This is a genomic window from Dongia rigui (assembly GCF_034044635.1).
GTDB classification, from domain to species: Bacteria; Pseudomonadota; Alphaproteobacteria; order Dongiales; family Dongiaceae; genus Dongia; species Dongia rigui.
This window is the reverse complement of the sequence record NZ_JAXCLX010000003.1, coordinates 578,612-603,480: the sequence shown is the minus strand read 5'-3', so window position 1 is coordinate 603,480 and position 24,869 is coordinate 578,612. Positions and strand designations below refer to the sequence as shown.

The 24,869-nt window shown below is 62.7% G+C and carries 24 protein-coding genes; 19 read left to right on the top strand and 5 right to left on the bottom strand.

What is annotated here, in order from left to right; genetic code table 11:
• Positions 1 to 20 precede the first annotated feature (20 nt).
• Together SMD31_RS18315 and SMD31_RS18310 are read right to left on the bottom strand one after the other, a co-directional pair.
• Complete coding sequence (locus SMD31_RS18315) at positions 21 to 1,715, bottom strand: glycosyltransferase family 4 protein (RefSeq protein WP_320502373.1); 1,695 nt, start codon at positions 1,713 to 1,715, stop codon at positions 21 to 23.
• Between the two features lie 78 nt (positions 1,716 to 1,793).
• On the bottom strand, positions 1,794 to 2,180 hold the full coding sequence (locus tag SMD31_RS18310) for a hypothetical protein (protein WP_320502372.1): 387 nt from the start codon (positions 2,178 to 2,180) through the stop codon (positions 1,794 to 1,796).
• Between the two features lie 227 nt (positions 2,181 to 2,407).
• Between SMD31_RS18310 and SMD31_RS18305 the strand changes: the two genes are divergently transcribed.
• Positions 2,408 to 3,178 carry a DeoR/GlpR family DNA-binding transcription regulator gene (locus SMD31_RS18305; protein ID WP_320502371.1) on the top strand — a complete coding sequence of 257 codons (771 nt, stop codon included), beginning with the start codon at positions 2,408 to 2,410 and terminating at the stop codon, positions 3,176 to 3,178.
• 14 nt (positions 3,179 to 3,192) lie between these two features.
• Here the strand turns inward: SMD31_RS18305 and SMD31_RS18300 are convergent, their stop codons facing one another.
• On the bottom strand, positions 3,193 to 4,383 hold the full coding sequence (locus SMD31_RS18300; protein ID WP_320502370.1) for an aromatic ring-hydroxylating oxygenase subunit alpha: 1,191 nt from the start codon (positions 4,381 to 4,383) through the stop codon (positions 3,193 to 3,195).
• Positions 4,384 to 4,582: 199 nt separating this feature from the next.
• Here SMD31_RS18300 and SMD31_RS18295 point away from each other — a divergent pair, with 199 nt between their 5' ends.
• From SMD31_RS18295 to SMD31_RS18215, 17 genes are all read left to right on the top strand, one after another.
• A complete protein-coding gene (locus tag SMD31_RS18295) occupies positions 4,583 to 5,515 on the top strand; it encodes a LysR substrate-binding domain-containing protein (protein WP_320502369.1) in 933 nt (310 codons plus the stop codon).
• Between the two features lie 113 nt (positions 5,516 to 5,628).
• Positions 5,629 to 6,885, top strand: a complete 1,257-nt coding sequence (locus tag SMD31_RS18290; RefSeq protein WP_320502368.1) for an FAD-dependent oxidoreductase — start codon at positions 5,629 to 5,631, stop codon at positions 6,883 to 6,885.
• Positions 6,886 to 6,901: 16 nt separating this feature from the next.
• Positions 6,902 to 7,207, top strand: coding sequence for a sarcosine oxidase subunit delta (locus SMD31_RS18285; protein ID WP_320502367.1), 306 nt, complete (start codon positions 6,902 to 6,904; stop codon positions 7,205 to 7,207).
• A complete protein-coding gene (locus tag SMD31_RS18280; RefSeq protein ID WP_320502366.1) occupies positions 7,207 to 10,125 on the top strand; it encodes a 2Fe-2S iron-sulfur cluster-binding protein in 2,919 nt (972 codons plus the stop codon). Before SMD31_RS18285 ends, SMD31_RS18280 begins: the two co-directional genes overlap by 1 nt.
• Position 10,126: 1 nt before the next feature.
• Positions 10,127 to 10,861: a hypothetical protein gene (locus SMD31_RS18275; RefSeq protein ID WP_320502365.1), complete on the top strand. Its 735-nt coding sequence runs from the start codon at positions 10,127 to 10,129 to the stop codon at positions 10,859 to 10,861.
• Positions 10,858 to 11,850, top strand: a complete 993-nt coding sequence (locus SMD31_RS18270; RefSeq protein WP_320502364.1) for a GlxA family transcriptional regulator — start codon at positions 10,858 to 10,860, stop codon at positions 11,848 to 11,850. Before SMD31_RS18275 ends, SMD31_RS18270 begins: the two co-directional genes overlap by 4 nt.
• Positions 11,851 to 11,956: 106 nt before the next feature.
• Entirely contained in the window at positions 11,957 to 12,706 is a 750-nt protein-coding gene (locus SMD31_RS18265) for a helix-turn-helix domain-containing protein (protein ID WP_320502363.1), read from the top strand.
• A 242-nt stretch (positions 12,707 to 12,948) separates the two neighbouring features.
• A complete protein-coding gene (locus SMD31_RS18260) occupies positions 12,949 to 13,848 on the top strand; it encodes a class II glutamine amidotransferase (protein WP_320502362.1) in 900 nt (299 codons plus the stop codon).
• A 2-nt stretch (positions 13,849 to 13,850) separates the two neighbouring features.
• Positions 13,851 to 14,534, top strand: coding sequence for a GltB/FmdC/FwdC-like GXGXG domain-containing protein (locus SMD31_RS18255; RefSeq protein WP_320502361.1), 684 nt, complete (start codon positions 13,851 to 13,853; stop codon positions 14,532 to 14,534).
• A 17-nt stretch (positions 14,535 to 14,551) separates the two neighbouring features.
• Positions 14,552 to 15,883 (top strand): FMN-binding glutamate synthase family protein, encoded by a 1,332-nt coding sequence (locus SMD31_RS18250; protein WP_320502360.1) that lies wholly within the window; start codon positions 14,552 to 14,554, stop codon positions 15,881 to 15,883.
• 99 nt (positions 15,884 to 15,982) lie between these two features.
• The gene (gene glnT / locus SMD31_RS18245) at positions 15,983 to 17,290 is read left to right on the top strand and encodes a type III glutamate--ammonia ligase (RefSeq protein WP_320502359.1); all 1,308 of its coding nucleotides are present in this window, start codon (positions 15,983 to 15,985) and stop codon (positions 17,288 to 17,290) included.
• A gap of 315 nt (positions 17,291 to 17,605) precedes the next feature.
• Positions 17,606 to 17,884, top strand: coding sequence for a hypothetical protein (locus tag SMD31_RS18240; RefSeq protein WP_320502358.1), 279 nt, complete (start codon positions 17,606 to 17,608; stop codon positions 17,882 to 17,884).
• 84 nt (positions 17,885 to 17,968) lie between these two features.
• Complete coding sequence (locus SMD31_RS18235; protein ID WP_320502357.1) at positions 17,969 to 18,448, top strand: hypothetical protein; 480 nt, start codon at positions 17,969 to 17,971, stop codon at positions 18,446 to 18,448.
• Between the two features lie 15 nt (positions 18,449 to 18,463).
• Positions 18,464 to 18,661, top strand: coding sequence for a hypothetical protein (locus SMD31_RS18230; RefSeq protein ID WP_320502356.1), 198 nt, complete (start codon positions 18,464 to 18,466; stop codon positions 18,659 to 18,661).
• 11 nt (positions 18,662 to 18,672) lie between these two features.
• A complete protein-coding gene (locus SMD31_RS18225) occupies positions 18,673 to 20,079 on the top strand; it encodes an APC family permease (protein WP_320502355.1) in 1,407 nt (468 codons plus the stop codon).
• A 101-nt stretch (positions 20,080 to 20,180) separates the two neighbouring features.
• Positions 20,181 to 20,867, top strand: coding sequence for a hypothetical protein (locus tag SMD31_RS18220; protein ID WP_320502354.1), 687 nt, complete (start codon positions 20,181 to 20,183; stop codon positions 20,865 to 20,867).
• Complete coding sequence (locus SMD31_RS18215) at positions 20,864 to 21,154, top strand: hypothetical protein (protein ID WP_320502353.1); 291 nt, start codon at positions 20,864 to 20,866, stop codon at positions 21,152 to 21,154. The genes SMD31_RS18220 and SMD31_RS18215 overlap by 4 nt, the downstream gene beginning before the upstream one ends.
• A 4-nt stretch (positions 21,155 to 21,158) precedes the next feature.
• On the opposite strand, the gene SMD31_RS18210 is transcribed toward SMD31_RS18215, so the two are convergent.
• Both SMD31_RS18210 and SMD31_RS18205 read right to left on the bottom strand, forming a co-directional pair.
• Complete coding sequence (locus tag SMD31_RS18210) at positions 21,159 to 21,791, bottom strand: FkbM family methyltransferase (RefSeq protein ID WP_320502352.1); 633 nt, start codon at positions 21,789 to 21,791, stop codon at positions 21,159 to 21,161.
• Between the two features lie 9 nt (positions 21,792 to 21,800).
• The gene (locus SMD31_RS18205; protein ID WP_320502351.1) at positions 21,801 to 23,876 is read right to left on the bottom strand and encodes an aminotransferase class III-fold pyridoxal phosphate-dependent enzyme; all 2,076 of its coding nucleotides are present in this window, start codon (positions 23,874 to 23,876) and stop codon (positions 21,801 to 21,803) included.
• 136 nt (positions 23,877 to 24,012) lie between these two features.
• Here SMD31_RS18205 and SMD31_RS18200 point away from each other — a divergent pair, with 136 nt between their 5' ends.
• A complete protein-coding gene (locus tag SMD31_RS18200; RefSeq protein ID WP_320502350.1) occupies positions 24,013 to 24,864 on the top strand; it encodes an LOG family protein in 852 nt (283 codons plus the stop codon).
• Positions 24,865 to 24,869: the final 5 nt, after the last annotated feature.

Sequence of the window (24,869 nt, the reverse complement as noted above, 5' to 3'; positions counted from 1 at the left end):
CAAATGTGGACGGGCGCCGGTCAGGCGCGTGGGCTGCGGATCTGCACCAGGCCGAGCTTGGCCAGCCAGACGAGGCCGCGTTCAATCCGATTGCGCCGCGAATCCGCGGTATCGGCGAGGAGGTCGCTGACGCTCATCGGGCCGCGGCGCTGCAGGTCGCTTAAGATTCGCGCGCAATCGTCGGGTTCCGGCGCCACCGGCTTCACAAAGGAGATCAGCGGCGATTGCACCAGCGCCTGCAGCTTGGCGCCATCGGCACCGGGGGATGCCGCCACGATATGCTGCTCGCTCAAGATGTCGCTGGGATAGCTCTCGAAGCTGATGAAGGGGTCGAGCCGCGCCGGGTTGGCAGGCTCGCCCGCCTGGCGCGGCGCGATTTCCGCACCGGCCTTGCGCATTTCGCCGAGCTCCTGCCACAGCGCCTGATAGCGCTTCACCACGACAGACCAGTCGAAGGCCTCGACGGCGCGGGCGCGGGCGGCTTCGCCCATGCGCCGGCGCAAATCCGCGTCCTCGATCAGCTTCAGATAGGCCCTGGCGGCGGCATTGGGATCGATCGCCACAAACTGGCTGGAGAAGCCGCAATAAAGATCATAGGTATCGATGCCGGCGGCATGGCGATCGGCAAGATCCGCACCGAGGCCGCCGCGCGGCATCAGCGTCGGCACGCGCAACCCGTCGATGCCGTCCCGCACGGTATCCTTATAGCCGTTCCAATCGCTGACCACGCCGGGCAGGCCAGCGGCCATCGCCTCGATCGGGGTGAGGCCGAAGGTCTCCTGGAAATTGTCGGAGAGCGAGGTGAAAAGGTCGGCGGCACCCCAGGCATAGTTGCGCATATCCGGCTTGCGGCCATCGAGGAAATGCGCCGTGACGCTGGGGCAGAACTGTGCCGCGCCACTCTTGAACGCGTTCTCGATGAAATCGTTGGCAAACCAGCCGGCCTGGATGAGGTGAATTTTGCGGCCGCTGGTCTTGGCCAGCGCCTGTGCCGCGCGCTCAAGGCCCATATACATGGGCAAAGGGTGCGCCTTGGCATGGAAGGAGAGGCGGCCGACGAAGAGGACCGCAACATCGTCGGGTCCCAGGCCCAGTGCGGCACGTGCCGCGCCACGCTTCGCCGCATCGGGCGCAAAATTCTCGGTATCGACGCCCAGCGGGATCACCGGCAATTGCGGACGGGTGAAGCGTGCGGCGCCGATGCGCTGACCGAGATATTCCTGCTGCCGGTCGAGCACCAGCTCGATCGTCTCGCGCACGACGCTTGAGGTGCAGATGAGGGCATCCCAATTCTGCACAGGCGCTGTCAGCAGGCCACTGATCCAGTCCATGGCACCGGCCGAGGCGGTGGTGTGGGTGATGCCGGTGATCGAATAAAGCCGCTGTCCCACCGCGCGGCGGCGCCAGGCGGCGGCGACCAGGCTGGGATCCGGCAAATAGAGCGTGCCCGGTGCCTTAGGACCAGCTGCGTCGCGTTCATCGAGCCAGCGAATCGGGCGCTTGTTGCCGAAGCCGCCCACCAGGCGCTGGAAATGCCCGGCGAATTCCTTGGTGGCGGCATAGCAATAAAGCGTATCGACGCCGCTATGGCGCAGGAAACCTTTCAGGAATCCTTCGCCCGCGGCGTGGCGGCCCATCAGCTTCTGGCGGCCGGTGTCATAGCCTTCTGGTTGATAGAAGATCGCGGCATTGGCCACGGGAATCGGGTCAGTCATGGGTGGGAGCATAGCGGCCCAACGCGGCGGAGCCAAAGCGCATATTTGCGAGCGGCCCGCCGCGCTTGACCATGATCGTCAGTTCAATGTTGTGGCATTGCCGTCGACCATTTTGAAGATGCCTTTGGGCACCGGCGGCATCGTCTTTGCGGGACTGCCGCCGCCACCACCGGTACCGCCGGTTGGCGTCGGCGTCTGCACACAGGTGGTGCTGCTGCAATAGACATTGGTGCTGGATCCGCCCGGGCCGATGACCATGTAGCCGGTGATGCCACCGCCCATGTCGATGTCGCTGAGGATGCAGGACGAGCCCTTCTTGGCGCAGGCATTGTGGATGGTCTGGTTGTTGGCGCCGGGCACTTCTTTCATTTCGGCCGAGGCTGCGATGGGCAGCGCCAGCCAGATGGCGACGATCATTGCGACGCCGGCAAAGCGGCGGCTGGTCGAAGAAGCAAGGCTGTTCATTTGGCTCTCCATCAAGGACGTCCCCACGGAGAAAGATGTATTTTAGATGGCCAATATCCAACATTATATTTTCGTTTTGTGTGCCAGATCACACATTTTTGAGAACGCTAATGCCCTGCAGCGGCAATTATGTTGCCATTTTCAACAATTTAACGGGGATTTGCAGGAATTGCCCGCTAGGGCATAGTGTGGTGATTCGCAATATCACCCCTCGGGAAGGTCTGATCATGGGGCGAAGTGCCCGCAACAAGGTCGCGCGCCACAAGCGCATTATGGAAGCGTTGCAGGTGAATGCAGCGGTCCGCGTGGGCGAGCTTGCCGAGGCGCTGGGGGTTTCCGGGGAAACGATTCGCCGCGACCTTTCGGAACTCGGCAATGAAGGTGCCGTCAGCCGAACATTTGGCGGCGCTGTCGCCAAGCCCGTGCTGCATGAACCCAATTGGCGCGTCCGCCACGACGCCTTGCGTGCCGAGCGGGGCATCATCGCCGAACTTGCCTTCAAGCTGGTCCATCCGGGCGACGTGCTCATTCTCGAAACCGGGTCGACCGTGATGCATCTGGCCGAAGCATTGGCGAACAACGGTCGCGACCTTTCCGTCATCACCAGCAGCCTGGAAGTGGCGCTGGTGCTGGGGCGCAACAATGCGATCGAGGTGCATTTGTGCCCGGGCATTCTCGATGCCCGCGAAGGCAGCGTGGTCGGCGCCGAGGCCGAGGATTTTCTGGAACGCTACAACGCCACCACGGCGTTTGTGGGTTCGACCGGCATCACGACGGCGGGGCTGCAGGAAAGCCATACCGGCATCGCGGCGGTGAAATGCACCATGCTGTCGCGCGCCAAGAAGCGCGTCGTCCTGCTTGATCACAGCAAGTTCGACCAGACCAGTCTGGTGACGGCCTGTCCGCTCACGGATTTCGACGTCATGATCAGCGACCGGCCGCCCGGCGGCGACCTCGCAGCAGCACTGGAGGCTGCTGGGGTGAGCGTCGTTACCTGAGTTCCGCCCGTCGATTACGCCGCCAGGAGCCTCTTGGCGAGCCAGCGGTGGAAACAATGCGTCGGCCCATCCATGGCGGGCGAGAATACACCGCCATCATAAGCCGGTGACTGGCGCCCGCGCTGCATACGCTCGACCACGTCGACATCTTCGGCAAAGACCGTCTGCCAGGCCTTGAGATTGGCGGCCTTGGTGGCGTCATAGACCGGGTCGGCGGAATCGTCGCCGACGTAATAGATTTCCAGATGCTCGCGGGTCTGTCCCAGCGCGATTGGCTCGAGGCGGATGGCGTAATAATGGTCGCGGTGGATGCCGAGCAGCACGTTGGGGAAAAGCGAGGTATATTCGGCGGCCTTGTCCCAGCGTGCCGGCAGGTTCGGGAATTGCGGCAGGCCCGGGCCGTCCTTGACCAATAGCGGGGTGTAGGCGTGGCTGCCCTGGCCGGAAAAATGATCCGGCTCCTCGATGTTGTAATGGTCCTCGAGCCTGGAATAGGAGTTGAGGCCCGGATGGATCGAGGGCAGGTGATAGGCCTCGCAGTAATTCTCGACCGCGAGCTTCCAGTTGCAATTGACGTCGAGCTTCAGGCTGCCCACCGCACCTGGATGACGGATCTGGCGCATGTCGAAATCGCCCCAGCGGTCGGTGAGCGGCTTCACGAAATCTTCGAACGGTTCCGCATCGCCGCTGATGTTGACGAAGACCATGTCCCAGAAGACCGCATGCCGCACAGGCTTCAGGCCATGCTGACTTTTGTCGAAGCCATCCACGGCATTGGTCTTTGGCCCGCCGATATGGGGTGTGGCGATCAGCTTGCCATCGAGATCGTATAGCCAGGCATGATAGGGGCAGCGCAAGCGCTTGGCGACATTGCAGGGCTCGGTCAGCAGCTGTGCGCCGCGATGCGAACAGACGTTGTGGAAGACGCCGATCGATCCATCCTCGCGCCGCACCATGATGACGGGCAGGCCCAGCACGTCGCTGGGGAAGGCGTCGCCGGCATGGGGTACGTCGCGGCCGAAGCCGATGCAGAACCAGGTCTTGGCGATGACGCGGTCGCGTTCGAACACGCGAAATTCAGCGCTGACATAGGCCTCGTTGGGCAGGCCGCGGGCGATCTCGATCGGCTGCAGCACACGGGCGATAGCGGCTGGGTCGAAAGGCAAGCGCCCCTGGGGATGATTGCTGGCGAGTGCTGGTTGCACGGGCTGTTACTCCGATGAAAGGCGGATGCCGGACGGGGGCATTGGTGCTTTCATGACGGGGATGGCGGGGCTTGTAAATCCAGGGATGCGTGATTGCGGCATGCGATAGGATCATGATGCCGGATCGCGCATACGCGGGCTTTATGCCGCAGCAACCCTGCGGTATAGAGAAATCGAACATTTGCTCACGGAACTGGAAATGGCCCGACCGTCGCTGCGCCGCTCGCTCCCGCCCCTCAACTCATTGGTTGCCTTCGAAGCCGCCGGCCGCCTGGAGAGCTTCACGGCGGCGGGACGCGAACTTGGCCTGACCCAGGCCGCCATCAGCCGGCAGATTCAGCAGCTGGAAGGCGATCTCGGCGTGCTGCTCTTTTCCCGCTCGCGCCGCGGCATGCGCCTGACGCCGGAAGGCGACATTCTCTATCGCGCCGTGACGGCGGGCCTCACGTCGATCTCCGACACGGCCATGACGCTGCGCCAGCAGCAGGGCCGGCGCAGCGTCACGATCGGCGCCAGCCTGGGCTTTTCCACCTTCTGGCTGATGCCGCGTTTGCCCGGCTTTCGGTCCGTCAATCCCAGCATCGACCTGCGCCTCATTTCCTCCGATGCCCTCGGTGACCTTGCGGAAGAGCGCATCGACATGGCGATCCGCTATGGTGACGGGCATTGGCCGGCCTTGAATGCCACGCGCATGTTTGGGGGCGAAATGTTTCCGGTGGTGAGCCCGACGCTGCTGAAAGGCAAGAAATTGCCGCTCAGCGTCGAGGAATTCTGCGCCTTGCCATTGCTGGAATATGAATCGGCCGACCCCCGCTGGCTGTCCTGGGAGGATTGGGCGCAAAGCCTGCCGCAGCGCCCCAAATTGCCGGCGGCCCGCATCCGCTTCAACTCCTACCCGCTCCTCATCCAGGCGGCGATCGCAGGTGAAGGCGTTGGCCTGGGCTGGCGCTATTTCGTCGACGAATTCCTCCACGACCAGCGCCTGGTACGTCCGGTCGAGGAAGTGCTGATGACGGAGTTCGCCTTCCATCTGGTCGAGCCGATCGGCGCGAGGCCACGGACGGCGACGACCTTGCTCCGCAAATGGCTGCTCGACCGAGCGCGCGAGAGCGAAGCGACGCCGCTGCCGTAATTGGCCCAAAGCCGGCTAGCCGATTTTACGTCATCGTATGTCGATAATTGACAATGAAGGAAAATCGGCTGAGATAGCCTTGCGGCCATTATACAGCTTGCGAGGCGTTGCCCATGATCCCGGCCTTTGTCCCACTGAAGATCCTGCGTTACGGCTTCCGCAAGAAATATCCGGCCGAGCGCTTCATCCCGAAGCAGCAGGATCTCAAGAAATCCTACGACGTGGTGATCATTGGCGGCGGCGGTCATGCCTTGGCCTGCGCCTATTATCTTGCCAAGACCCACGGCATCACCAATGTCTGCATTCTGGAGCGCGGCTATCTGGCCGGCGGCAACACGGCCCGCAACACGGCGATCATCCGCTCCAACTATCTGACGCCGGAAGGCGTGCGCTTTTACGAGCAATCGCTGAAGCTTTACCGCGATTTTTCGCAGGAACTCGACTTCAACATCCTCTATTCCGAGCGCGGCCATTTCACGCTCGCCCACACCGACGCTGCCGTGCGCACCAGCCGCTGGCGCGCCGAGGTGAACAAGCAGCTGGGGGTCGATTCGGAACTGATCTATCCGGACGATATTGCCAAGCTCTGCCCGCATCTCAACATGTCGGACCATGTGCGCTATCCGATCATGGGGGCGCTCTATCACCCACCGGGGTCGATCGCCCGGCATGACGCGGTCGCCTGGGCCTATGCCCGCGGTGCCGCCAAACACGGCGTCGAGATCCATCAGCAGACGCCGGTCACCGGCCTCATTGTCGAAAATGGGACAATCAAGGGCGTGCAGACGCCGCGCGGCACGGTCTATGCCAACCGGGTGATGCAGGCGGTGGCCGGCAATACCTCGGTCGTCGCCAAGATGGCGGGCTTCCGCCTGCCGATCAAAACGATCCCGCTGCAGGCTTGCGTCAGCGTGCCGTTGAAGCCGTTCCTCGACCAGATCATCGTCTCCGGCTCGCTCCATGTTTACGTGAGCCAGAGCTCGCGCGGCGAATTGGTGATGGGCGGCTCGACCGACCCCTACGGCCTCTATGGCACGCGCTCGACACTCGACTTCAAGGAAGGCCTGCTCGGCCACATGCTGGAGCTTCTGCCCATGCTGGGCGAGGTGAAGGTGATGCGGCAATGGGCCGGCATGACCGACATGACGCCGGATTTCAGCCCCGTCATGGGCCTTACCCCGGTGAAGAATTATTACATCGACAGCGGCTGGGGCACCTGGGGCTTCAAGGCAACGCCGGTCTGCGGCATGACCATGGCGCACACCATCGCCCATGACAGTCCGCACGATCTCATCAAGCCGTTCTATCTGGACCGTTTCGTCGACTATCAGCAGGTCGGCGAAAAAGGTGCGGCCTCGGTCGGCCATTGAGAGAGGGAGCATAGCCATGAAAGTCATGAACTGCCCCTTGAACGGGCCCCGCAATATCAGCGAATTCGCCTGGGGTGGCGAGGTGAAGCCGATGCCGGATCCGGCCGGTGTCGGCGACAAGGAATGGGCCGCCTGGCTGTTCCTGGAAGCCAACGAGGCGGGCGTCGTGCGCGAATGGTGGTGCCATGTGCCCACCTCCTACTGGTTCATCGCCGAGCGCAACAACATCACGGATGAGATCATCAAGACCTATCCGGCAACCGAGGTGTTCAACACGCGTGTCGAGTTTGCGGCGAAGGCCGGCGCCGGGGAGAAGAAGTGATGAGCAATGTCAACCGCCTGCCGGCACCTTTCGGCCGCCTCCTCGACCGCAGCGAGACCGTGACTTTCGATTTCGAAGGCCGCACTATCGAAGGATTCAAGGGCGACACGATCGCCTCGGCACTCTGTGCCAACGACCAGTGGATGATCTCGCGCTCGTTCAAATATCATCGCCCGCGCGGTGTGCTGACCATGGCGGGGCAGGATGCCAACACGCTGGTGCAGCTCTCAGACGAACCCAATTGCCTGGCTGACAAATACCCGGCCAAGAACGGATTGAAGGTCAAGGCGCAGAACTATTTCGGTTCCTTCGACAACGACATGGCGCGGGTGGTGGAACTTGTTCACCGCTTCCTGCCGGTGGGCTTCTATTACAAGACCTTCCATGAGAAGAAGCAGTCCTGGTCGTTCTGGGAGCCGGTCGTCCGCGCCATGACGGGTCTTGGCGCCATCGATCCCAAGGCCGATTTCCACGAGAGCTATTACGACAAGCAATACCTCTTTGCCGATGTTGCCGTGATCGGCGGCGGACCGGCGGGACTTGCGGCAGCCCAGGCCGCGGCCGAATCCGGTGCCGATGTGATCCTCATCGAGGAGAATGCGGCGCTGGGCGGTTCGCTCGGTTACGCGCGCTTCGACGCGGAAGGCATCTCGGCCACGCGCCAGCTTGGCGATTTCGAGCGCGTGCTGGGCGGTGCCAAGGGCGTCACCGTCATGACCGGCACGATCTGCTCCGGCCTTTTCTCGGACAATTGGATTCCGCTGATCAGGGGCAACCGCTTTTATAAGCTGCGTGCCAAATCGATCGTGGTCGCGACCGGCTCGATCGAGCAGCCGGCGGTCTTCCGCAACAACGATCTGCCGGGCGTCATGATGGCCTCGGCCGCGCAACGCCTCATCAAGCTCTATGGCGTGCGCCCAGGCCGCACCGCCGTCATTCTTGCCGCCAATGACGATGCCTATGGCGCAGCACTCGACCTCATCGATGCGGGTGTCACGGTCGCAGCCATTGCCGATTTGCGGCAGAGCGTCCCGGCGACGCCTCTGGTGGCCGCCGTCCGGGCGCGCGGTGTCGAGATTTTGGCGGGCCATGCGATCAGCGAAGCGCTCTATGCCAGCAAGACGCATATCTCAGGGGCTGCCCTGGCACCGGTCACGGGTGAGGGCAGGCTGGGAACGGGCGGCAAGTCGGTTGCCTGCGATCTCATCCTGATGTCGGTGGGTTTCAGCCCGGCCGGGCAACTGCTGCATCATGCCGGCGCAAAATTCGGCTATTGCCGCCAATCCGACATGTTCCAGCCGGTCGACTTGCCGGCAAAGGTCCATGCGGCGGGTTCGGTCAACAATGTCTATGACTTGGGGTCCGTCATCGCCGATGGCAAGCGGGCGGGTCTCGCGGCCGCCCGCGATGCGGGCCTCACCGTCGCTGCGGTGCCGGCACCCATCGCCGAGAGGGGCAATGTCGGCCGCACCCATCCCTGGCCGATCTTTCCGCATGATCGCGGCTTCGACTTCGTCGATTTCGACGAGGACCTTAAATATCACGATCTCATCAACGGCATTGCTGACGGCTATGACAATGTCGAATTGCTGAAGCGCTATTCCACCGTCGGCATGGGGCCGAGCCAGGGCCGCCATTCGGCCGTGACCTCGGTGCGTATCGTCTCGCGCGAGACCGGCGTCGACATTGCCGGCATGAGTGTGACGACGCAGCGCCCGCCTTATACGCCGGAGAAGTTCGGTCACTTGGCCGGCCGCGTCTTCGACCCGGAACGGCGCACGGCGATGCATCACCGCCATCTGGAACTGGGCGCGCAGATGATGCCGGCCGGTGTCTGGTGGCGCCCTGCCTATTACGGCGGCAAAGCCGACCGCGCGCAGGCGATTGAGACGGAAGTGAAGGCGGTGCGCCAGAATGTCGGCCTCATCGATGTCTCGACCCTGGGCGGTCTCGATGTGCGGGGGCCCGATGCCGCCGAATTCCTCAACCGCATGTATACGTTCAGCTACACCAAGCAGCCGATTGGCCGCTCGCGCTATGTGCTGATGACCGACAATGCCGGCGTCATTACCGATGACGGTGTTGCCTGCCGGTTCCATGACGAGCATTTCTACGTGACGGCGACGACCAGTGGTGTCGATAGCGTTTATCGCCAGATGCTGTTCTGGAACGCGCAATGGCGGCTCGATGTCGATGTCGCCAATGTCACGGCAGCGCTTTGCGGCGTCAACATCGCCGGGCCCAAATCCCGCGCCGTGCTGCAGAAGGTCTGCACGGATATCGACCTGTCGCCGGAAGGCTTTCCCTATATGGGCGTCAAGATGGGCACGGTCGCCGGCATCCCCGCGCGCCTGATGCGCGTCGGCTTCGTCGGCGAGTTGGGTTACGAAATCCACGTCCCCGCGGGCTATGGCGAAGCCTTGTGGGACGCGCTGATGGAAGCGGGGAAGCCCGAAGGCATCCGCCCGTTCGGCGTCGAGGCGCAGCGCGTGCTGCGCTTGGAGAAGGGCCACATCATCGTCAGCCAGGATACCGACGGTCTTACCAATGTCTGGGAAGCCGACATGCCCTGGGCGTTGGCCAAGACCAAGCCGTTCTTCGTCGGTGGCAAGTCGACCGAGATCATGGGCAAGATGAAACTGGCGCGCAAACTCGTCGGCTTTACATTGAAGAACGATTCCGATCCCTGTCCCGAGGAGTGCCATCTGGTGCTCAAGGGTGAGGAGATCGTGGGTCGCGTCACCTCGGCGGTGAAATCGCCCAGCGTCGGCAAGGTGGTGGGCCTTGCTTATGTGCATGGCGATGACGGGGCACCCGGCACCGAATTCACCATCAAGGTCGAGGGTGGTCGGCGCATCACCGGTGTCGTGACGAAATATCCGTTCTACGACCCCGAGAACAAGCGGCAGGAGATGTGAGATGAACGCGATCAATCCCACGAGCTTCAAGCGCCGCAGCTTCATCTACCGTGAGCTGGTCAAACTCGGCGCCGAATTCGGCGAGGTGAATGGTGCCGCCGTGGCACTCAGTTTCGGTGCCGCGCGCGAGGCGGAACTGGCGAGCGCCCGGCGTCTGGCGCTGGCGGATCTCTCGGTGATGCCGCATGCTGGTTTCAAGGGCCGCGGCACGGCCGAATGGCTGACGGCTCAGGGCCTTAATATCGGCGCTGACAGCAATGTCGCCTATACCCAGCCGGGTGGGGAAATGGCAGCGCGGCTGGCGCCGACCGAAATCTTCCTCCTGGATTCGCTTGCCGGATCGGGCGCGCTGATGCAGCGCTTGAACGCGGCCTGGCAATGGGCGGCAGCCGCACCCCGGCCGCAGCAAGGCTATCCGCTGCCCCGACAGGACAGCCATGGCTGGTTCATGCTGGCCGGCGAATTCGCGCCGGAGATGTTCTCGAAAATGTGCGGCGTCGATTTGCGCCGCGACCGCTTTGCCGATGGCCAGATCGCCCAGACCTCGGTCGCCAAGATGAGTGCCATCATCATCCGCGCCGACCGCAAGGGCAAAGACGGCCGCGCCCATGCCGCCTATCACGTGCTGGCGGATATCGCCTCGGCGGAATATCTGTGGTCCTGCCTGATGGATGCCGGCCAGGAATTCGGCATCAAGCCAGTGGGTCTCACCGCCCTCCGCGACCTGGAGCAATGAGCGAGCGGGAAATCGCTGATTTTGCGGCGGCCCGCACCATCGGGTCGGCGCCGTTTCGTCTTGCCATCATCTCGGTCCCCGGCTTTGCGCTGATGTCGTTTGCCTCGGTCATCGAGCCGGCGCGCGCCGCCAACCGCATGTCGGGCCGCAAGCTCTATGAATGGAAGCTGTTCGGCACGACCCCGGGCGGCGTCGAATCGAATAGCGGGATCGAGGTGGCGAGTAACCCCGTTGCCGAGCTCGATCCGGCCGATTTCGACATGGCGATCGTCTGTGCCGCCACCCATGCCGAGACCAAGCGCTTCATGGCAGTCGAAGCGGCGATGCGGCGCCTGCATCGCGCTGGGCTCGCCATTGCCGCAGTCTCGACCGGCAGCTTCGTCCTGGCCCGTGCCGGGCTGCTCGCCGGCAAGCGCTGCACCGTGCATTGGGATTACGCCGATTCCTTCCGCGAGGCTTTTCCCGATGTCGACCTCCTCAACGACCTTTTTGTCGTCGACGGGCGCATTCTGACTTGTGCCGGTGCCACCGCTGCCCTCGACATGATGCTGGAACTCATTCAATGCCATCACGGGCGTGAGTTGGCGCGCCAGATCGCCGACCAGTTCCTGCATGGCGGCATCCGGGGGGCGACCGAAGGCCAGCGCCAGGTCTTGCTGGGTGCCGCCGTGCGCAATACGGTGGTGCAGAAAGCCGTGCAGCGCATGGAGGCGACGGTTGAAGAGCCGGTTTCGCCGGCCAAGCTTGCCGATGAGCTGGGCGTCAGCCAGCGCCAGCTGGAGCGCCTCTCCAAGCGCTATCTCGGTTGCACGCCGGCGAAGTTTCATGCCCAACTGCGCCTGCAGCGGGCGCGCCGGATGCTGCGCCAGACCGAGCTTTCTGTGGCTGAGATCGCCATTGCCTGTGGCTTCGTCTCCCTCTCGCACTTCGCCAAGGCCTATCGGCGGCAATTCTCGGTCAGTCCGCGACAGGACCGGCAAGCCGCTTGAGTCGGCACCGCGACGTTAGGAGGCATGACGGGGGCGTTTTCTGCCGCTATGCTCCGGCATCGACTCCTTAAGTCGATCCAAGGACAATATTCAGCGGGATGGGGCCATGGCGCGGGAGCGCAGCGAGCGGGATGCCAGCAGCAAGAAGGTGGCGAAAGGCGATGCCGCGCGGCGTGGAAAGTCGACCGTCTCCATCTCCGGCGCCCCGGAAAAGCTGACCCCCAAGCAGGTCAAGCAGGCGGCGGCGCTGCAACAGGACCCGCACCATGTCAGCGGCAAGGGACGCTCGCTGGAAGCGGCGATCGGCCGTGAAGTGCGCAATTTCCGCCACCAGCTCAACATGACCGTGGCGCAGCTGTCGCAAGCCTCCGGCATGTCGGCCGGCATGCTGTCCAAGATCGAAAACGGCCAGACCTCGCCCTCGCTCGCCACCTTGCATGAGCTTTCGAAGGCCCTGCAGGTCCCGGTGACCTCGTTCTTCCGCGGCTTTGAGGAAGAACGCTCGGCGACCTTCGTCCAGGCTGGGCAGGGTTTGCCGATCGAACGCCGGGGTACGCGCGCCGGGCACCAATACCAGCTGCTCGGCCACGGTTTCAGCCGCGGCATCTCGGTCGAGCCCTATCTGGTGACGCTTACCGAGAACTCCGACGTGTTCCCCATCTTCCAGCATGATGGGGTCGAGTTTCTCTATATTTTGCAAGGGGAAGTGGGCTATCGCCACGGCGACAAGCTCTATCACATGCGACCGGGCGACAGCCTCTATTTCGATTCGGACGTGCCGCATGGGCCGGAACAGCTGATCAAGCTGCCGATCCGGTTTCTCTCCATCATCACCTATGCCCGGGACAACGAGTGATCCGGCATTTGACCTTTCGTCATGCCCGGGCTTGACCCGGGCATCCAGTATTGCCTGCTGGAACTGGATCCCCGGGTCTGCGCCCGGGGATGACGAGAAAGCGGAAAAGATCTCCCAGGAATAGAGTTTCCTCACAGTAAAAAAAGTTTCATTATCCTTGACAGGGGCTGCCTGCCGGCTATCTTTAGGCCAGCGCGGCCCGGCCCGGCCGCTTCTCGCCCTCTGACAGGGAGACATGCGCCATGTGCGGCATCGTTGGTCTATTCCTCAAAAACCCGGCGCTGAAGCCGACGCTCGGCAAGCATCTGGAAACCATGCTGATCGGCATGACCGATCGCGGCCCGGACAGTGCCGGCATCGCCGTCTATCACAGCCCGGTCAGCGGCAAGCGCAGCAAGATCACGCTGTTCAACGCCAACGAAGCCTTCCCCTGGCGCAAGCTCGCCGGCGATATGGGTGCCGATCTCGGCGTCGAGGTGGATGTCGAGCTGCGTGGGAACCATGCGCTGGTGACGGCCGACACCACCGAGGCGGCTGTCGTCGCCTGGGTCAAGGCCAAGCAGCCGGATGTGCGCATCATGGGCTATGGCAAGCTCATGGAAGTCTACAAGGACATGGGCCTGCCGGCCGATGTCGCCAGGAAGTACGGCCTGGCCGGCATGCAGGGCAGCCACGCCATCGGCCATACCCGGATGGCCACGGAAAGCGCCGTGACGACCGAGCATTCGCATCCCTTCACGCCGGCCCCGGACATGTGCCTGGTCCATAACGGCTCGCTTTCCAACCACAACAATTTGCGCAAATGGCTTCGGAAGCAGGGCCAGGAATTCGACACCGACAACGATTCGGAAGTGGCGGCGCGCTATTTCGCCCATCGCCTCGGCGAGGGCGCCACGCTGAAGGAGGCGCTCGAAGCCGGCCTTTCCGATCTCGACGGCTTCTTCACCTTCACCATGGGCACCAAGGACGGCTTCGCAGTCCTGCGCGATGGTGTCGCCTGCAAGCCGGCGGTCCTTGCCGAGAACGACGATTGGGTGGCGATGGCGTCGGAATTCCGCAGCCTCGCCTATCTCCCCAATATCGAGAAGGCCAAGATCTGGGAACCGGCCCCCGCCACCGTCTATAGCTGGAGCCTGCACTGATCATGAATGCCTTCGACTTGACCAAGACGCCGCTCCGCGACGTCAACCAGAAGCTCCAGAGCCTGCCGGCCGATACCAATGAAAAGGTCTGGCATCTGAACAATCTCCACGGCGAGCATGCCTGCGCCGTGGGCCTGACCCAGCCGATCGAGGTTCATATCAACGGCCATATCGGTTATTACGCCGCCGGCATGAACCAGAAGGCGACAGTCGTCATCCATGGCCAGTGCGGTGTTGGTGTTGCCGAAAACATGATGTCCGGTGAAGTGCGCGTCAAAGGCACCGCAAGCTCCGCTGCCGGCGCCACGGCGCAAGGCGGTCTTCTGGTCATCGAGGGCGATGCGGGTACGCGTTGCGGCATCTCCATGAAGGGCGTCGATATCGTCGTCAAAGGCTCGGTCGGTGCGATGAGCGCCTTCATGGCCCAGAGCGGTGCGCTGGTCGTGTGCGGCGATGCGGGGGCGAGCCTTGGCGATTCGATCTATGAGGCGCGGCTATACGTGCAGGGCAAGGTCGAGAGCCTCGGCTCCGATTGCATCGAGAAGAAGATGACGCCGCATCACGTCGAAAAGCTGGGCCGCTTGCTCAAGAAGGCCGGCATCGATGCCGATCCAAGCAAGTTCAAGCGCTATGGCTCCAAGCGGAGCCTCTATAATTTCCATGTCGACAATGTCGACGCGTATTGAGGGGGATGAGTAGCATTATGAGTGACCACAGCCCCTTCTATACACCGCCGCGTTTCTCTTCGACCTTCGACCAGGACGCGATCGCCCAGATCCAGCGCGCGGCGGCGACCGGCATCTACGACATCCGCGGTGGTGGCGCCAAGCGCCGGGTGCCGCATTTTGATGATCTGCTGTTTCTTGGTGCCTCTATCTCGCGCTATCCGCTGGAAGGCTACCGCGAGAAATGCGGCACCGACGTCGTGCTCGGCACACGCTTTGCCAAGAAGCCGATCGAGCTCAAGATACCGGTGACCATTGCCGGCATGAGCTTTGGCGCATTGTCGGGCAATGCCAAGGAAGCCCTGGGTCGCGGTGCCTCCGCCATGGGGACCAGCACGACCACGGGCGACGGCGGCATGACGCCGGAAGAGCGCGGTCATTCATCGAAGCTGGTCTATCAGCTCCTCCCCTCGCGCTACGGGATGAATCCGGACGACCTCCGCAAGGCCGATGCCATTGAAGTCGTCGTCGGCCAAGGGGCGAAGCCCGGCGGCGGCGGCATGCTGCTGGGGCAAAAGATCACCGAACGCGTCGCCAAGATGCGCAACCTGCCGATCGGCATCGATCAACGCTCGGCCTGCCGGCATCCGGATTGGACCGGCCCTGATGATCTTGCCATCAAGATCACCGAGCTGCGCGAGATCACCAATTGGGAAAAGCCGATCTATGTGAAGGTTGGTGCCACCCGTCCCTATTACGACACGGCCTTGGCCGTGAAGTCCGGCGCCGATGTGGTCGTGCTCGACGGCATGCAGGGCGGTACGGCGGCGACGCAGGAAGTCTTCATCGAGCATGTCGGCCTGCCGATCCTCGCCGCCATCCGTCCGGCCGTGCAGGCGCTGCAGGATCTCGACATGCACCGTAAGGTGCAGCTCGTCGTCTCCGGCGGCATTCGCAATGGTGCCGACGTGGCGAAGTGCCTCGCCATGGGCGCCGATGCGGTTGCCATCGGCACTGCGGCGCTGATTGCGCTGGGTGACAATTCGCCGAGCCTCGAGGCCGAGTATAAGAAGCTCGGCACGACGGCCGGCGCCTATGACGATTGGCACGAAGGCAAGGATCCTGCCGGCATCACGACGCAGGATCCGGCCTTGGCGGCGCGGCTCGACCCGGTAAAGGCCGGTCATCGCCTCGCCAATTATCTCGCCGTGCTCACCATGGAAACGCAGATCATCGCGCGTGCCTGCGGCAAGAGCCATGTCCACAATCTGGAACCAGACGATCTGGTGGCGCTCACCGTGGAATCGGCGGCGATGGCGGGGGTGCCGCTGGCCGGCACCAACTGGATCCCGGGCAAGGACCGTTACTGAAGACGCAAGAATACCGGCGGCGGTCGATAGGGGTCGCCCGCCGGCATAAGAACAAGACGAAACAGGTAGTTTGAGGCTTTAACCGAGAGGGGAACTAGCATGGCAACCGACCTCGCCAAGGTGGCGAAGGACCGCAAGATCAAATACTTTCTGATCTCGTACACGGATCTCTTCGGCGCGCTGCGCGCCAAACTCGTGCCCGCCGCCGCGATCGCGGAGATGCAGAAGAACGGCGCTGGTTTCGCCGGTTTCGCGACCTGGCTGGACATGACGCCGGCCCATCCCGATCTCTTCGCCAAGCCCGACCCTGAGAGCCTCATCCAGCTGCCGTGGAAACCGGAAGTGGGTTGGCTCGCTTCCGATCTCTGGATGGACGGGAAGCCCGTTGCCGATTCACCGCGCAATTTGCTGAAGCGCAAGATCGCCGAAGCGGCCAAGAAGGGTTTGCGCGCCAAGGCCGGCGTCGAATGCGAATTCTTCCTCATCACGCCCGATGGCAAGCAGATCGCCGATGACGCCGATACGGCGGATAAGCCCTGCTATGACCAGCTGGCTCTGATGCGCCGCTATGACGTCATCACCGAGATCTGCGACGCCATGCTGACCTTGGGCTGGAAGCCTTATCAGAATGACCATGAGGACGCGAATGGCCAGTTCGAGATGAACTGGGAATATGACGACGTCCTCAAGACGGCTGATCGCCACGTCTTCTTCAAATACATGGCGAAGTCGATTGCCGAGAACCACGGCCTGCGCGCCACTTTCATGCCCAAGCCCTTCAGCACGCTGACCGGCAACGGCGCCCACGCCCATATCTCGTTCTGGGATGCGTCTGGCAAGAAGAACCTCTTCAGCGATCCGAAGGGCGAGTTGGGTCTTTCCAAGCTCGCTTATCAGGTCCTGGGCGGCATTCAGCACAATGCCGATGCGCTCTGCTCGTTCTTCAACCCGACGGTCAATTCTTATAAGCGCATCAACGCGCCGCGCACCGTTTCGGGTGCCACCTGGGCACCTAATACCATCACTTGGACCGGCAACAACCGCACGCATATGATCCGCGTGCCGGACGAAGGCCGTTTCGAATTGCGCCTCGCCGACGGCTCGGCCAATCCCTATCTGCTGCAGGCGGGCATCGTCGCCTCGGGTCTCGACGGCATCGACAACAAGCGCGATCCGGGCAAGCGCCTCGACATCAACATGTATACCGAAGGCCATACCGTGAAGGGCGGGCGCAAGCTGCCGCTCAATCTTCTCGACGCGCTGCGCCTCACCGACAGCAGCAAGGTGGTGCGCGAGCAATTCGGCGACAGCTTCGTCAACGCCTATGTGCGCATGAAGACCGAGGAATGGAACAGCTACACCAAGCACCTCACCGAGTGGGAGCGGCACAACACGCTCGATTGCTGATGACAGGCGAAACGCCCGGGTCCATGTGGTCCGGGCGTTTTTCTTCCCGGTTGCGATGTTTCCGCATAGGAAAATTCATTTAAGTCTAGTAAAGTCATACATGGCGTGTTAAAAATTAATAAGTGCCATGAATGACACGTCCGAATCGGCTTGAGGGCCGATAACGGATCCAAGTCGCTCCTCAAGGAAGGGAGCGCCACGAAGACCCCAAAGGGGCGCGTGCAATGGGAGTGCCGTCCCGAAAAAAGAACGGGACGTTTCAGTCAGGATGAAGCGGCCGCAAGGAAGTCGGTCGCCGTCTCAGGGGAGAGTGATATGGCGAACGACCTTCAGTCGCGCGTTGATTCCATGTTCAATAAAGATCGCTTATGGGCCTGGGCCTTTGTCGTGGTCCTGTGGGCGACACTGCTTTTCGTCTATTTCGCGGTCAGCGGTTACATCCAGGACGGCAGTGCCCGCATCCTGCTGGCGGTCGCCGGCCTCCTGGTCGGCATCTTCAATACCGCTTCCATCGCCGCAATGATCTCGCATTACGGCCATGACAAGAAGTTCATTTACGAACTCGACATCAAGCATCTGGACGCGAACCGTTAAGGCTGCCCGCGTGACGATAATCGCGGCCGCACCATAAGCGGCTGGGGCAGCGCTATCGGCCGAGCCGAGTAGGGGAGGAAGGCAATGGCAAAATATCAACCACCAAAGCAAAGCGGGTTCGGGCAGGCATTCGACGCCGTGTTCCTGCTGGTGCTCGTGTTCCTGGCACTGCTGGTGCCGCTGGAAATGGAATTGGCCGGTGCAGCGAAGGGCGATTGGCTGCCGGGGCAAATGACCGTCGAGACCGCGACCGACGGCACCACCGTGGTCAGCAACGACAAGGGCCTGATCAAGCGCACCGCGCCGGATGGCACGATCAGCTTCGAGAATCTCACCTGGGAAGCGCTGGAGCAGACCCCGGTGATGCAGGCGCAGTGGGGCAAGCTCGGGATGGATCTCGAAACTGCCGCCGCGGCGATCACGCTGCGCTACGACTATTCCTTCAGTTGGGGTGGCCTCATCGCGACGCTCGCCGCGATCGCTGGCTATTTCATCTTCCTGGTCTGGCAATCGGACCGCGAATATCGCCAGGTCATCGCCGAGAAGTTCGGCAACGGTTCTTAAGGGACGGGGGAAACCATGCTTGATTTTCTGCAATTCCGCGGGCCCTGGGACCTTATCCAGGCAGGCGCGTGGCTCGTTTCCATCCTGCTGCTGCTTTGGATGATCTGGGATGCGATCCGCGTCAGCCAGCAATACAGCGAAGACATCCTGACCAGTTCTCAGGAAGGCGTCGACGAGCTTGCCATGCAGCAAGACGGCCATAAGAGGGGTTGAGGGGCACCGCCATGACAGACATGACTGCGAACGGCGAAAAGCCATCCTCCATCAACCTCGTGAAGGTGCTGGGTCCGACCCATGTTTGGGCGTTGGGCGTCGGCATCGTGCTCGTCGGCGAGTTCATGGGTTGGAATTATTCGGTCGAGAAAGGCGGCGCGCTGGGTTCCATCATCGCCTGCTGGATTATCGGCCTGCTTTATACCTGCGTCGCCATGATCGATTCCGAAGTGACATCGACCGTGGCCGCCGCCGGTGGTCAATACACCCAGGCCAAGCACACCACTGGACCGCTGATGGCCTTCAATGTCGGCCTCTATCTGGTGCTGGCCTATACGATGCTGGAAGCTGCCGACATTTTCGTCTTCGGCGATCTCATCCGCATCGCGTCGGAAAGCCTGGGCGCAGAACCCGGCATGGTCGATGCACGACCTTTCGTGCTGCTGGCCGTCTCGGCCCTCGCCTTCCTCAATTACCGCGGCGTCTTCATGGCGCTGTCGGTCAACTTCCTGATCACGGCGGTGGCGTTCTTCTCCATCATCGTGCTGGTCGTGGCCTACCAGTTCGGTATCTTCACCGCCGAACCGCTGCAGCATGAAGGCCTCGGCATGGGCTCGCTGCCCTATGGCTGGATGGGCGTGCTGGCCGCCTTCCAATTCGGCATCTGGTATTACCTCGGCATCGAGGGTACCTGCCAGGCGGCCGAAGAAGTGCGCTCCTGCGGTCGGTCGCTGCCGCTGGGCACCATGACGGGCATGATCACGCTGCTCATTGCCGCGGCGCTTACCTGGTATGTCTGCGCCGGGTCGCTGCCCTGGGAATATCTCGGCACCGCCTTGGCACCGCTCTATGACTCGGCGCGTGTCTCGGGCAGCACCGTGCTCATCGTGCTGCTGTGGGTCGGCACCGTGTTCTCGGCGCTTGCCTCGGCCAATGGCTGCATCAACGATGCGGCGCGCGCCTGGTTCTCGATGGGCCGCGACCGCTATCTGCCGCAATTCTTCGCGGCGGTGCATCCCAAATACCGCACGCCTTACCGCGCGATCATCTTCCTCATTCCGATCGCGGCATCGTTCGGCTTCCTGCAGCTGCTGGCGCCGACGATCACTTTCTCGATCCTGTCGGGTCTGCTCGGCTATACCTTCATGCCGATCAACATGTTCCGCTTCCGCGGGAAATGGCCGCTCGACACGATCAAGCGGGGCTATATCCATCCGTTCCACCCGATTCCGTCGCTGGTGCTGCTGGCACTGTGCGCGGCCACTTACATCGCGGTGTTCCTCGGCTTCGGCACGCAGCTCCTCGCCATGATGGTGTTCTACATCGTCGCTTCCGTCTGGTTCGTCCTCTTCCGCTATAAATATGTGCGGCGCGGCGACCAGTTCACCATGGCCTGGCCGCGCCCCAAGGGTTACTAGGCTGAAGGGTTACTGATTTTCGAGAAGGTCCTCTATAAGATACCTCTCACACGACCGGCGGGCGTGCCCGCCGGTCGATTTGTTTTCATCAGATTGCGCCCATGCCGACGACCTCTTCCGCTTCCTTGTCTGTCCTGGTGCTGCTGATCGCGGCGGCCTTGGCCGTTCTGATCTTCTATTACCGGCGCGACCAGCAACGGCGCCGCGCCTTGCGTGCCGCGCTGTTTCAGCCGGCTTATGATCTGTTCCAATCCTACCGCGTGGTGCAGGAACGGGCCGATTTCCCGGTCCTCAGCGGGCGCTACCGCGACCATGATTTTGCGATCGATGCCATCATCGACACGCTGACCTTCCGCAAGATTCCCGTGCTGTGGCTGCGCGTCAGCTTGCTGCGTGCGCTCCCCGGCGTGGCGGCGACCGATATCCTGGTCCGGGTGCAGAACAACGAGTTCTATTCGCCGGCCAATGATCTGGCCTTTCAACTGCCGGTGCCTGGCCATTGGCCGCCCGGCGCGCAGGTGAAGACCGAGGACCCCGACCAGGCGCCGGCACTTGACCTTCTCGATCGCCATATCGATTTCTTCGGCGCGATCGAATCCAAGGAAATGCTGGTCACGGCCAAGGGCGTGCGGCTGGTCCGCATGATCCACCAGGGCGAACGGGCCGAATACATGGTGCTGCGTATTGCCGACTTTCGTGCCGTCGACCTGAAGCCTGAGATCCTGGCCGAGATGATGGACCGCTGCATCGCATTGGCCGATGATCTTGCCAAGGGAAGCGTGAAATGACCGACACAAAACTGAAAGCCCCGCTGCACCCCTTGCTGGTGCTCCTCATCGCCGTGGTCCTGCCGGGCATGGGTCAGATCGCCAACAACCAGCCGACACGCGGGCTGCTCTTTGCGTTCACGACGGTGGCGCTGGGCTATGTGACGTCCAAATACGCGGCACCCGATGCCAGCCTGGTCGGGCGCTATGCCGGCGGCTTCTTCATCTATGCGGTGGCCATCATGGATGCCTATCGCTGGGCCAAGGTGCGCTGGGAAATTTTCTACCACGCGCATCCCAAGGCATGAGCCATCAGCTCAGGCGATAGAGCGACGTGTAGTGAAGGTGTGAGACGAGGCGATAGCCGAGCGGGCGCAGGAAGCGGAAGATGCGGCTTTCGGTGACGCGCTCCAAATCAAGGTCAAGATCCTCGACCGCCAGCAGCTTCGGGTGAAAGCGCGCCCAGTCATTCGAGCGCAGCACGTTGAGATCGGCGCCCTCGCAATCGACATTCAAGAAATCGACCGCGCGGCCCGCAGGCACATGTCGCGCCAGGACATCAGCCAAGGTCCGGCGTTCGACCTCGATATCGCCCTGGTGCCGCTTCCTTGGGTTCTGCAGCGTCTTTTCATAGAGCGCCGTATCGACCGTGTTCATCGAGCGGTCGTTGAAGAGATGCAGGGTGACCTTGCCGGGCTTGGTTCCGATCGCCACCTGCAGGGCAATATCCTCCGGTCGCTCCTGCCCAAACGCCTTGATGGCATCGGGATCCGGATCGATGGCGATGCCGCGCCAGCCGCGCTGGTAAAGCGCGTAGGTATTGGAATAATCCTTCGGCGCATGGGCACCGACATCGACATAGAAGCCGGCGGGCAGCTTGGCGAGGAATTTCAGGATCAACCGATCCTCACCGAAGGAGGAATAGCTCTCGATCGGAAAGGTCATCGCAATCTCCTAGCGGCCGAGTTCGGTGAGGACGCGGTCCAGCAGCCCCAGGAAATGCGCGCATTCCTGTTCACTGATAACCATAGGCGGCTTGACCTTCAGCACATTATGGTGCGGCCCTTCGCTGGAGAGTAGCACGCCAGCATCCTTCATGCCTTCGATCACCGTCTTCAGCGCCGCAGCATCCGGCTGCAGCGTCGTGCGGTCCTGGACGAATTCGGCGCCGATGAAGAGGCCGAGGCCGCGGATATGGCCGATGGCCGGATGGCGACCGGCCAGTACCCGCAACCCATCCATCAACTGCATCCCCCGCGCCCGCGCATTGGCGAGCAGGCGCTCATCGCGGATGATGTCGAGCACGGCAAGGCCAATGGCCGCCGACACCGGGTTGCCGCCGAAGGTGTTGAAGTATTCCATGCCGCCGGCAAAGGCGGCGGCGATCTCCGGTCGCGTGGCGACGGCCGCCAACGGATGGCCGGCACCCATCGGCTTGCCCATGGTGACAATGTCCGGCGTCACGCCTTGCGTCTCGAACGCCCACCAATGCGTCCCCACGCGACCAAAGCCCGTCTGCACCTCGTCAGCGATGCAGACACCGCCCTCGCGCCGGATGTGGCGATAGGCGGCATCGAGATAGCCGGGCGGGAAGGGGATCTGCCCGCCGCAGCCCTGGATCGATTCGGCGATGAAGGCCATGGGCTTGCGGCCGAGGCCGATCATATCCATCAGCAGCGTGGCGACACTTTCGGCGTAGCCGGCGCCGATATCCTTTCCGCCATCGCGCAACCGTCCGCGATAGGTGTCCGGCATCTCGGCGACCCAGACATGGCTGGGGCGACCGCCGCCGCCGGGGCCGTCGAATTTATAGGGGCTGATGTCGATGAGGTTCGAGAGATGGCCGTGATAGGCATGGTCCACCACGACCACGTCCCGCGCCTGGGTGTGGGCTTGCGCGAGGCGCAGCGCGAGATCGTTGGCCTCGCTGCCGGAATTCACCAGATAGATGACCGACAGCTCGGGCGGCAGGATGTCTGCAAGGCGCTTGATATACCCGGCGAGATGGTCGTGGAGATAGCGGCTGTTGGTGTTGAGCGCCGCCATCTGCCGAGCCGATGCCTCGACCACGCGCGGATGGCTGTGGCCGACATGCGCGACATTGTTGACCATGTCGAGATAGGCGCGGCCGGTCTCGTCATAAAGGTGGCAGCCGGCCCCGCGTACGATCTTCAGCGGCTGGGCATAGGCAAGGCTCGCCGAGGGCGCGAAATGACGCCGCCGTTCCGCCACCAATTGCAAAGGGCTGCGGGCAACGGGTGCGGCGCAATTGGCGCCGATGCCAAGGATGATGTTGGGGTCCAGGCAGATCTCGCGCCACAGCTCCCATTGGCTCGCCCAGGAAATGCCGATGACGTCCAGCGCTTCCCAGCCCATCAGATGCGTCATCAGCTGGAAATGGAGATGGGGCGGCCAGTCGCCGTTCTCGGCCTCGCTTGCAAGCGTGCCGATGAGGGTGCCTTGCGCTACCACCTGACCGGGTTTCCAGCCAGCAAGACCCGCCGGGGCCAGATGGCCATAGAAGGTCCAGAACGGGACACCGGCATCGGTCTCATGCCGCAGAATCAGGATGCCGCCGAACCCGTGGCGTTCGGTATCATTGCCAATATCCGCGACCGTGCCGGGGTAGGGGCAGAGGACCTTGCTGCCAGCCGGCAGGAAGATGTCGATGGCATGGTGGATCTTGCGCGGATTGGCCTCACGCGGTGCCTCGGGGTGATCGTAGATGCCCCGATCTTCGGCATAGCGGCCGATGCCGATGCGGGGCGCGATGCGGGCCAACTGGGCGCGCCACCAGGCGGTCAGGTTCTCGCCGCCGTTTTGGCTGGGATGCGCAAGCCTCTCCGGCGCCAGGCTCGCATCGAGGATCGCCACGTGGTCGCGATCAAGCGGGGCGTCGACAACCGGCCCGAAGCGATGATTGTTGAAGTCCAGCCAGCGCCGCAGATGGGGCACGGTCTCATGTGCCGGTTGCCCGGCAAGGACTCGGCGCAGCATGTCGTCGATCAAGGCAGCCTGGGCGGGTCTCATGCACGTCTCGGAAGTCATGCGGTGGGTACGGATTTTAGCATCATCGGCGGTGCGCTCTCCCAGATAAATTGTGCTGAGACAAATCGGGCCGATGCGGGCATGATTCCCGAACCACGGCTGAGCGACGAGCATGACCATGAGCAATACCGAGCGCCCTGACAATTCCCAGCAACTTCATGCGCCGAGCTATCTGCTGCCGGTACAGGACACCGATTTCCTCGCCAACCGCGAAGAGTTGCGCGGCCTGCGCTTTGCCCTGGAATATTCCAAGGCGGATCTGGTCCTGCGCGATTGGGGGGTACGCTCGACGGTGATCGTATTCGGCTCCGCCCGCATCCCCTCCCCGGAACTGGCGGCGGAACGTATCGCCGCGGCACCCGCCGGACCAGCGCGCGCGCGGGCCGAGAAGCTCGGCGCCTGGTCGCGCTATTATCAGGAGGCACAGGCCTTTGCCAAACTGGTCTCGGAAGAAGGCGGTGCGCTCAAACCCGTCGAGGGCTGGCGCGACAATGTCATCGCGACGGGCGGGGGGCCTGGCATCATGGAGGCGGCCAATCGGGGTGCCCATGATGCCGGGGCGCCATCGATCGGCTTCAACATCACGCTGCCTGGCGAGCAGCAACCCAACGCCTATTCGACGCCCGACCTCACCTTTCGCTTCCATTACTTCGCGATGCGCAAGATGCATCTCGCCATGCGCGCCCGGGCTCTCGCCGTGTTTCCCGGCGGCTTCGGCACGATGGACGAATTGTTCGAGCTACTGACCCTGCAGCAGACGCAGAAGGCCAGCGTGACGCCGGTCGTCCTGGTGGGGAAGGCTTATTGGGAGAGCGTCATCAATTTCGACGCCATGATCGATAGCGGCCTCATCGAGGCCGACGATCTCAAAATCTTCGATATCGTCGATACCGGCGCCGAGGCCTGGGCGGCGCTTAAGGCGCGTGGGTTAAAGCCGGCCAGCCCGGTTCAGCGCCGGCCGGTACCCTGAGCTTG

Coding starts and splice junctions, on each gene's coding strand:
- SMD31_RS18315 (WP_320502373.1), bottom strand. CDS start 1,715: ATGACTGACCCGATTCCCGTGGCCAATGCCGCGATCTTCTATCAACCA.
- SMD31_RS18310 (WP_320502372.1), bottom strand. CDS start 2,180: ATGAACAGCCTTGCTTCTTCGACCAGCCGCCGCTTTGCCGGCGTCGCA.
- SMD31_RS18305 (WP_320502371.1), top strand. CDS start 2,408: ATGGGGCGAAGTGCCCGCAACAAGGTCGCGCGCCACAAGCGCATTATG.
- SMD31_RS18295 (WP_320502369.1), top strand. CDS start 4,583: ATGGCCCGACCGTCGCTGCGCCGCTCGCTCCCGCCCCTCAACTCATTG.
- SMD31_RS18290 (WP_320502368.1), top strand. CDS start 5,629: ATGATCCCGGCCTTTGTCCCACTGAAGATCCTGCGTTACGGCTTCCGC.
- SMD31_RS18285 (WP_320502367.1), top strand. CDS start 6,902: ATGAAAGTCATGAACTGCCCCTTGAACGGGCCCCGCAATATCAGCGAA.
- SMD31_RS18280 (WP_320502366.1), top strand. CDS start 7,207: ATGAGCAATGTCAACCGCCTGCCGGCACCTTTCGGCCGCCTCCTCGAC.
- SMD31_RS18275 (WP_320502365.1), top strand. CDS start 10,127: ATGAACGCGATCAATCCCACGAGCTTCAAGCGCCGCAGCTTCATCTAC.
- SMD31_RS18270 (WP_320502364.1), top strand. CDS start 10,858: ATGAGCGAGCGGGAAATCGCTGATTTTGCGGCGGCCCGCACCATCGGG.
- SMD31_RS18265 (WP_320502363.1), top strand. CDS start 11,957: ATGGCGCGGGAGCGCAGCGAGCGGGATGCCAGCAGCAAGAAGGTGGCG.
- SMD31_RS18260 (WP_320502362.1), top strand. CDS start 12,949: ATGTGCGGCATCGTTGGTCTATTCCTCAAAAACCCGGCGCTGAAGCCG.
- SMD31_RS18255 (WP_320502361.1), top strand. CDS start 13,851: ATGAATGCCTTCGACTTGACCAAGACGCCGCTCCGCGACGTCAACCAG.
- SMD31_RS18250 (WP_320502360.1), top strand. CDS start 14,552: ATGAGTGACCACAGCCCCTTCTATACACCGCCGCGTTTCTCTTCGACC.
- glnT (WP_320502359.1), top strand. CDS start 15,983: ATGGCAACCGACCTCGCCAAGGTGGCGAAGGACCGCAAGATCAAATAC.
- SMD31_RS18240 (WP_320502358.1), top strand. CDS start 17,606: ATGGCGAACGACCTTCAGTCGCGCGTTGATTCCATGTTCAATAAAGAT.
- SMD31_RS18235 (WP_320502357.1), top strand. CDS start 17,969: ATGGCAAAATATCAACCACCAAAGCAAAGCGGGTTCGGGCAGGCATTC.
- SMD31_RS18230 (WP_320502356.1), top strand. CDS start 18,464: ATGCTTGATTTTCTGCAATTCCGCGGGCCCTGGGACCTTATCCAGGCA.
- SMD31_RS18225 (WP_320502355.1), top strand. CDS start 18,673: ATGACAGACATGACTGCGAACGGCGAAAAGCCATCCTCCATCAACCTC.
- SMD31_RS18220 (WP_320502354.1), top strand. CDS start 20,181: ATGCCGACGACCTCTTCCGCTTCCTTGTCTGTCCTGGTGCTGCTGATC.
- SMD31_RS18215 (WP_320502353.1), top strand. CDS start 20,864: ATGACCGACACAAAACTGAAAGCCCCGCTGCACCCCTTGCTGGTGCTC.
- SMD31_RS18210 (WP_320502352.1), bottom strand. CDS start 21,791: ATGACCTTTCCGATCGAGAGCTATTCCTCCTTCGGTGAGGATCGGTTG.
- SMD31_RS18205 (WP_320502351.1), bottom strand. CDS start 23,876: ATGAGACCCGCCCAGGCTGCCTTGATCGACGACATGCTGCGCCGAGTC.
- SMD31_RS18200 (WP_320502350.1), top strand. CDS start 24,013: ATGAGCAATACCGAGCGCCCTGACAATTCCCAGCAACTTCATGCGCCG.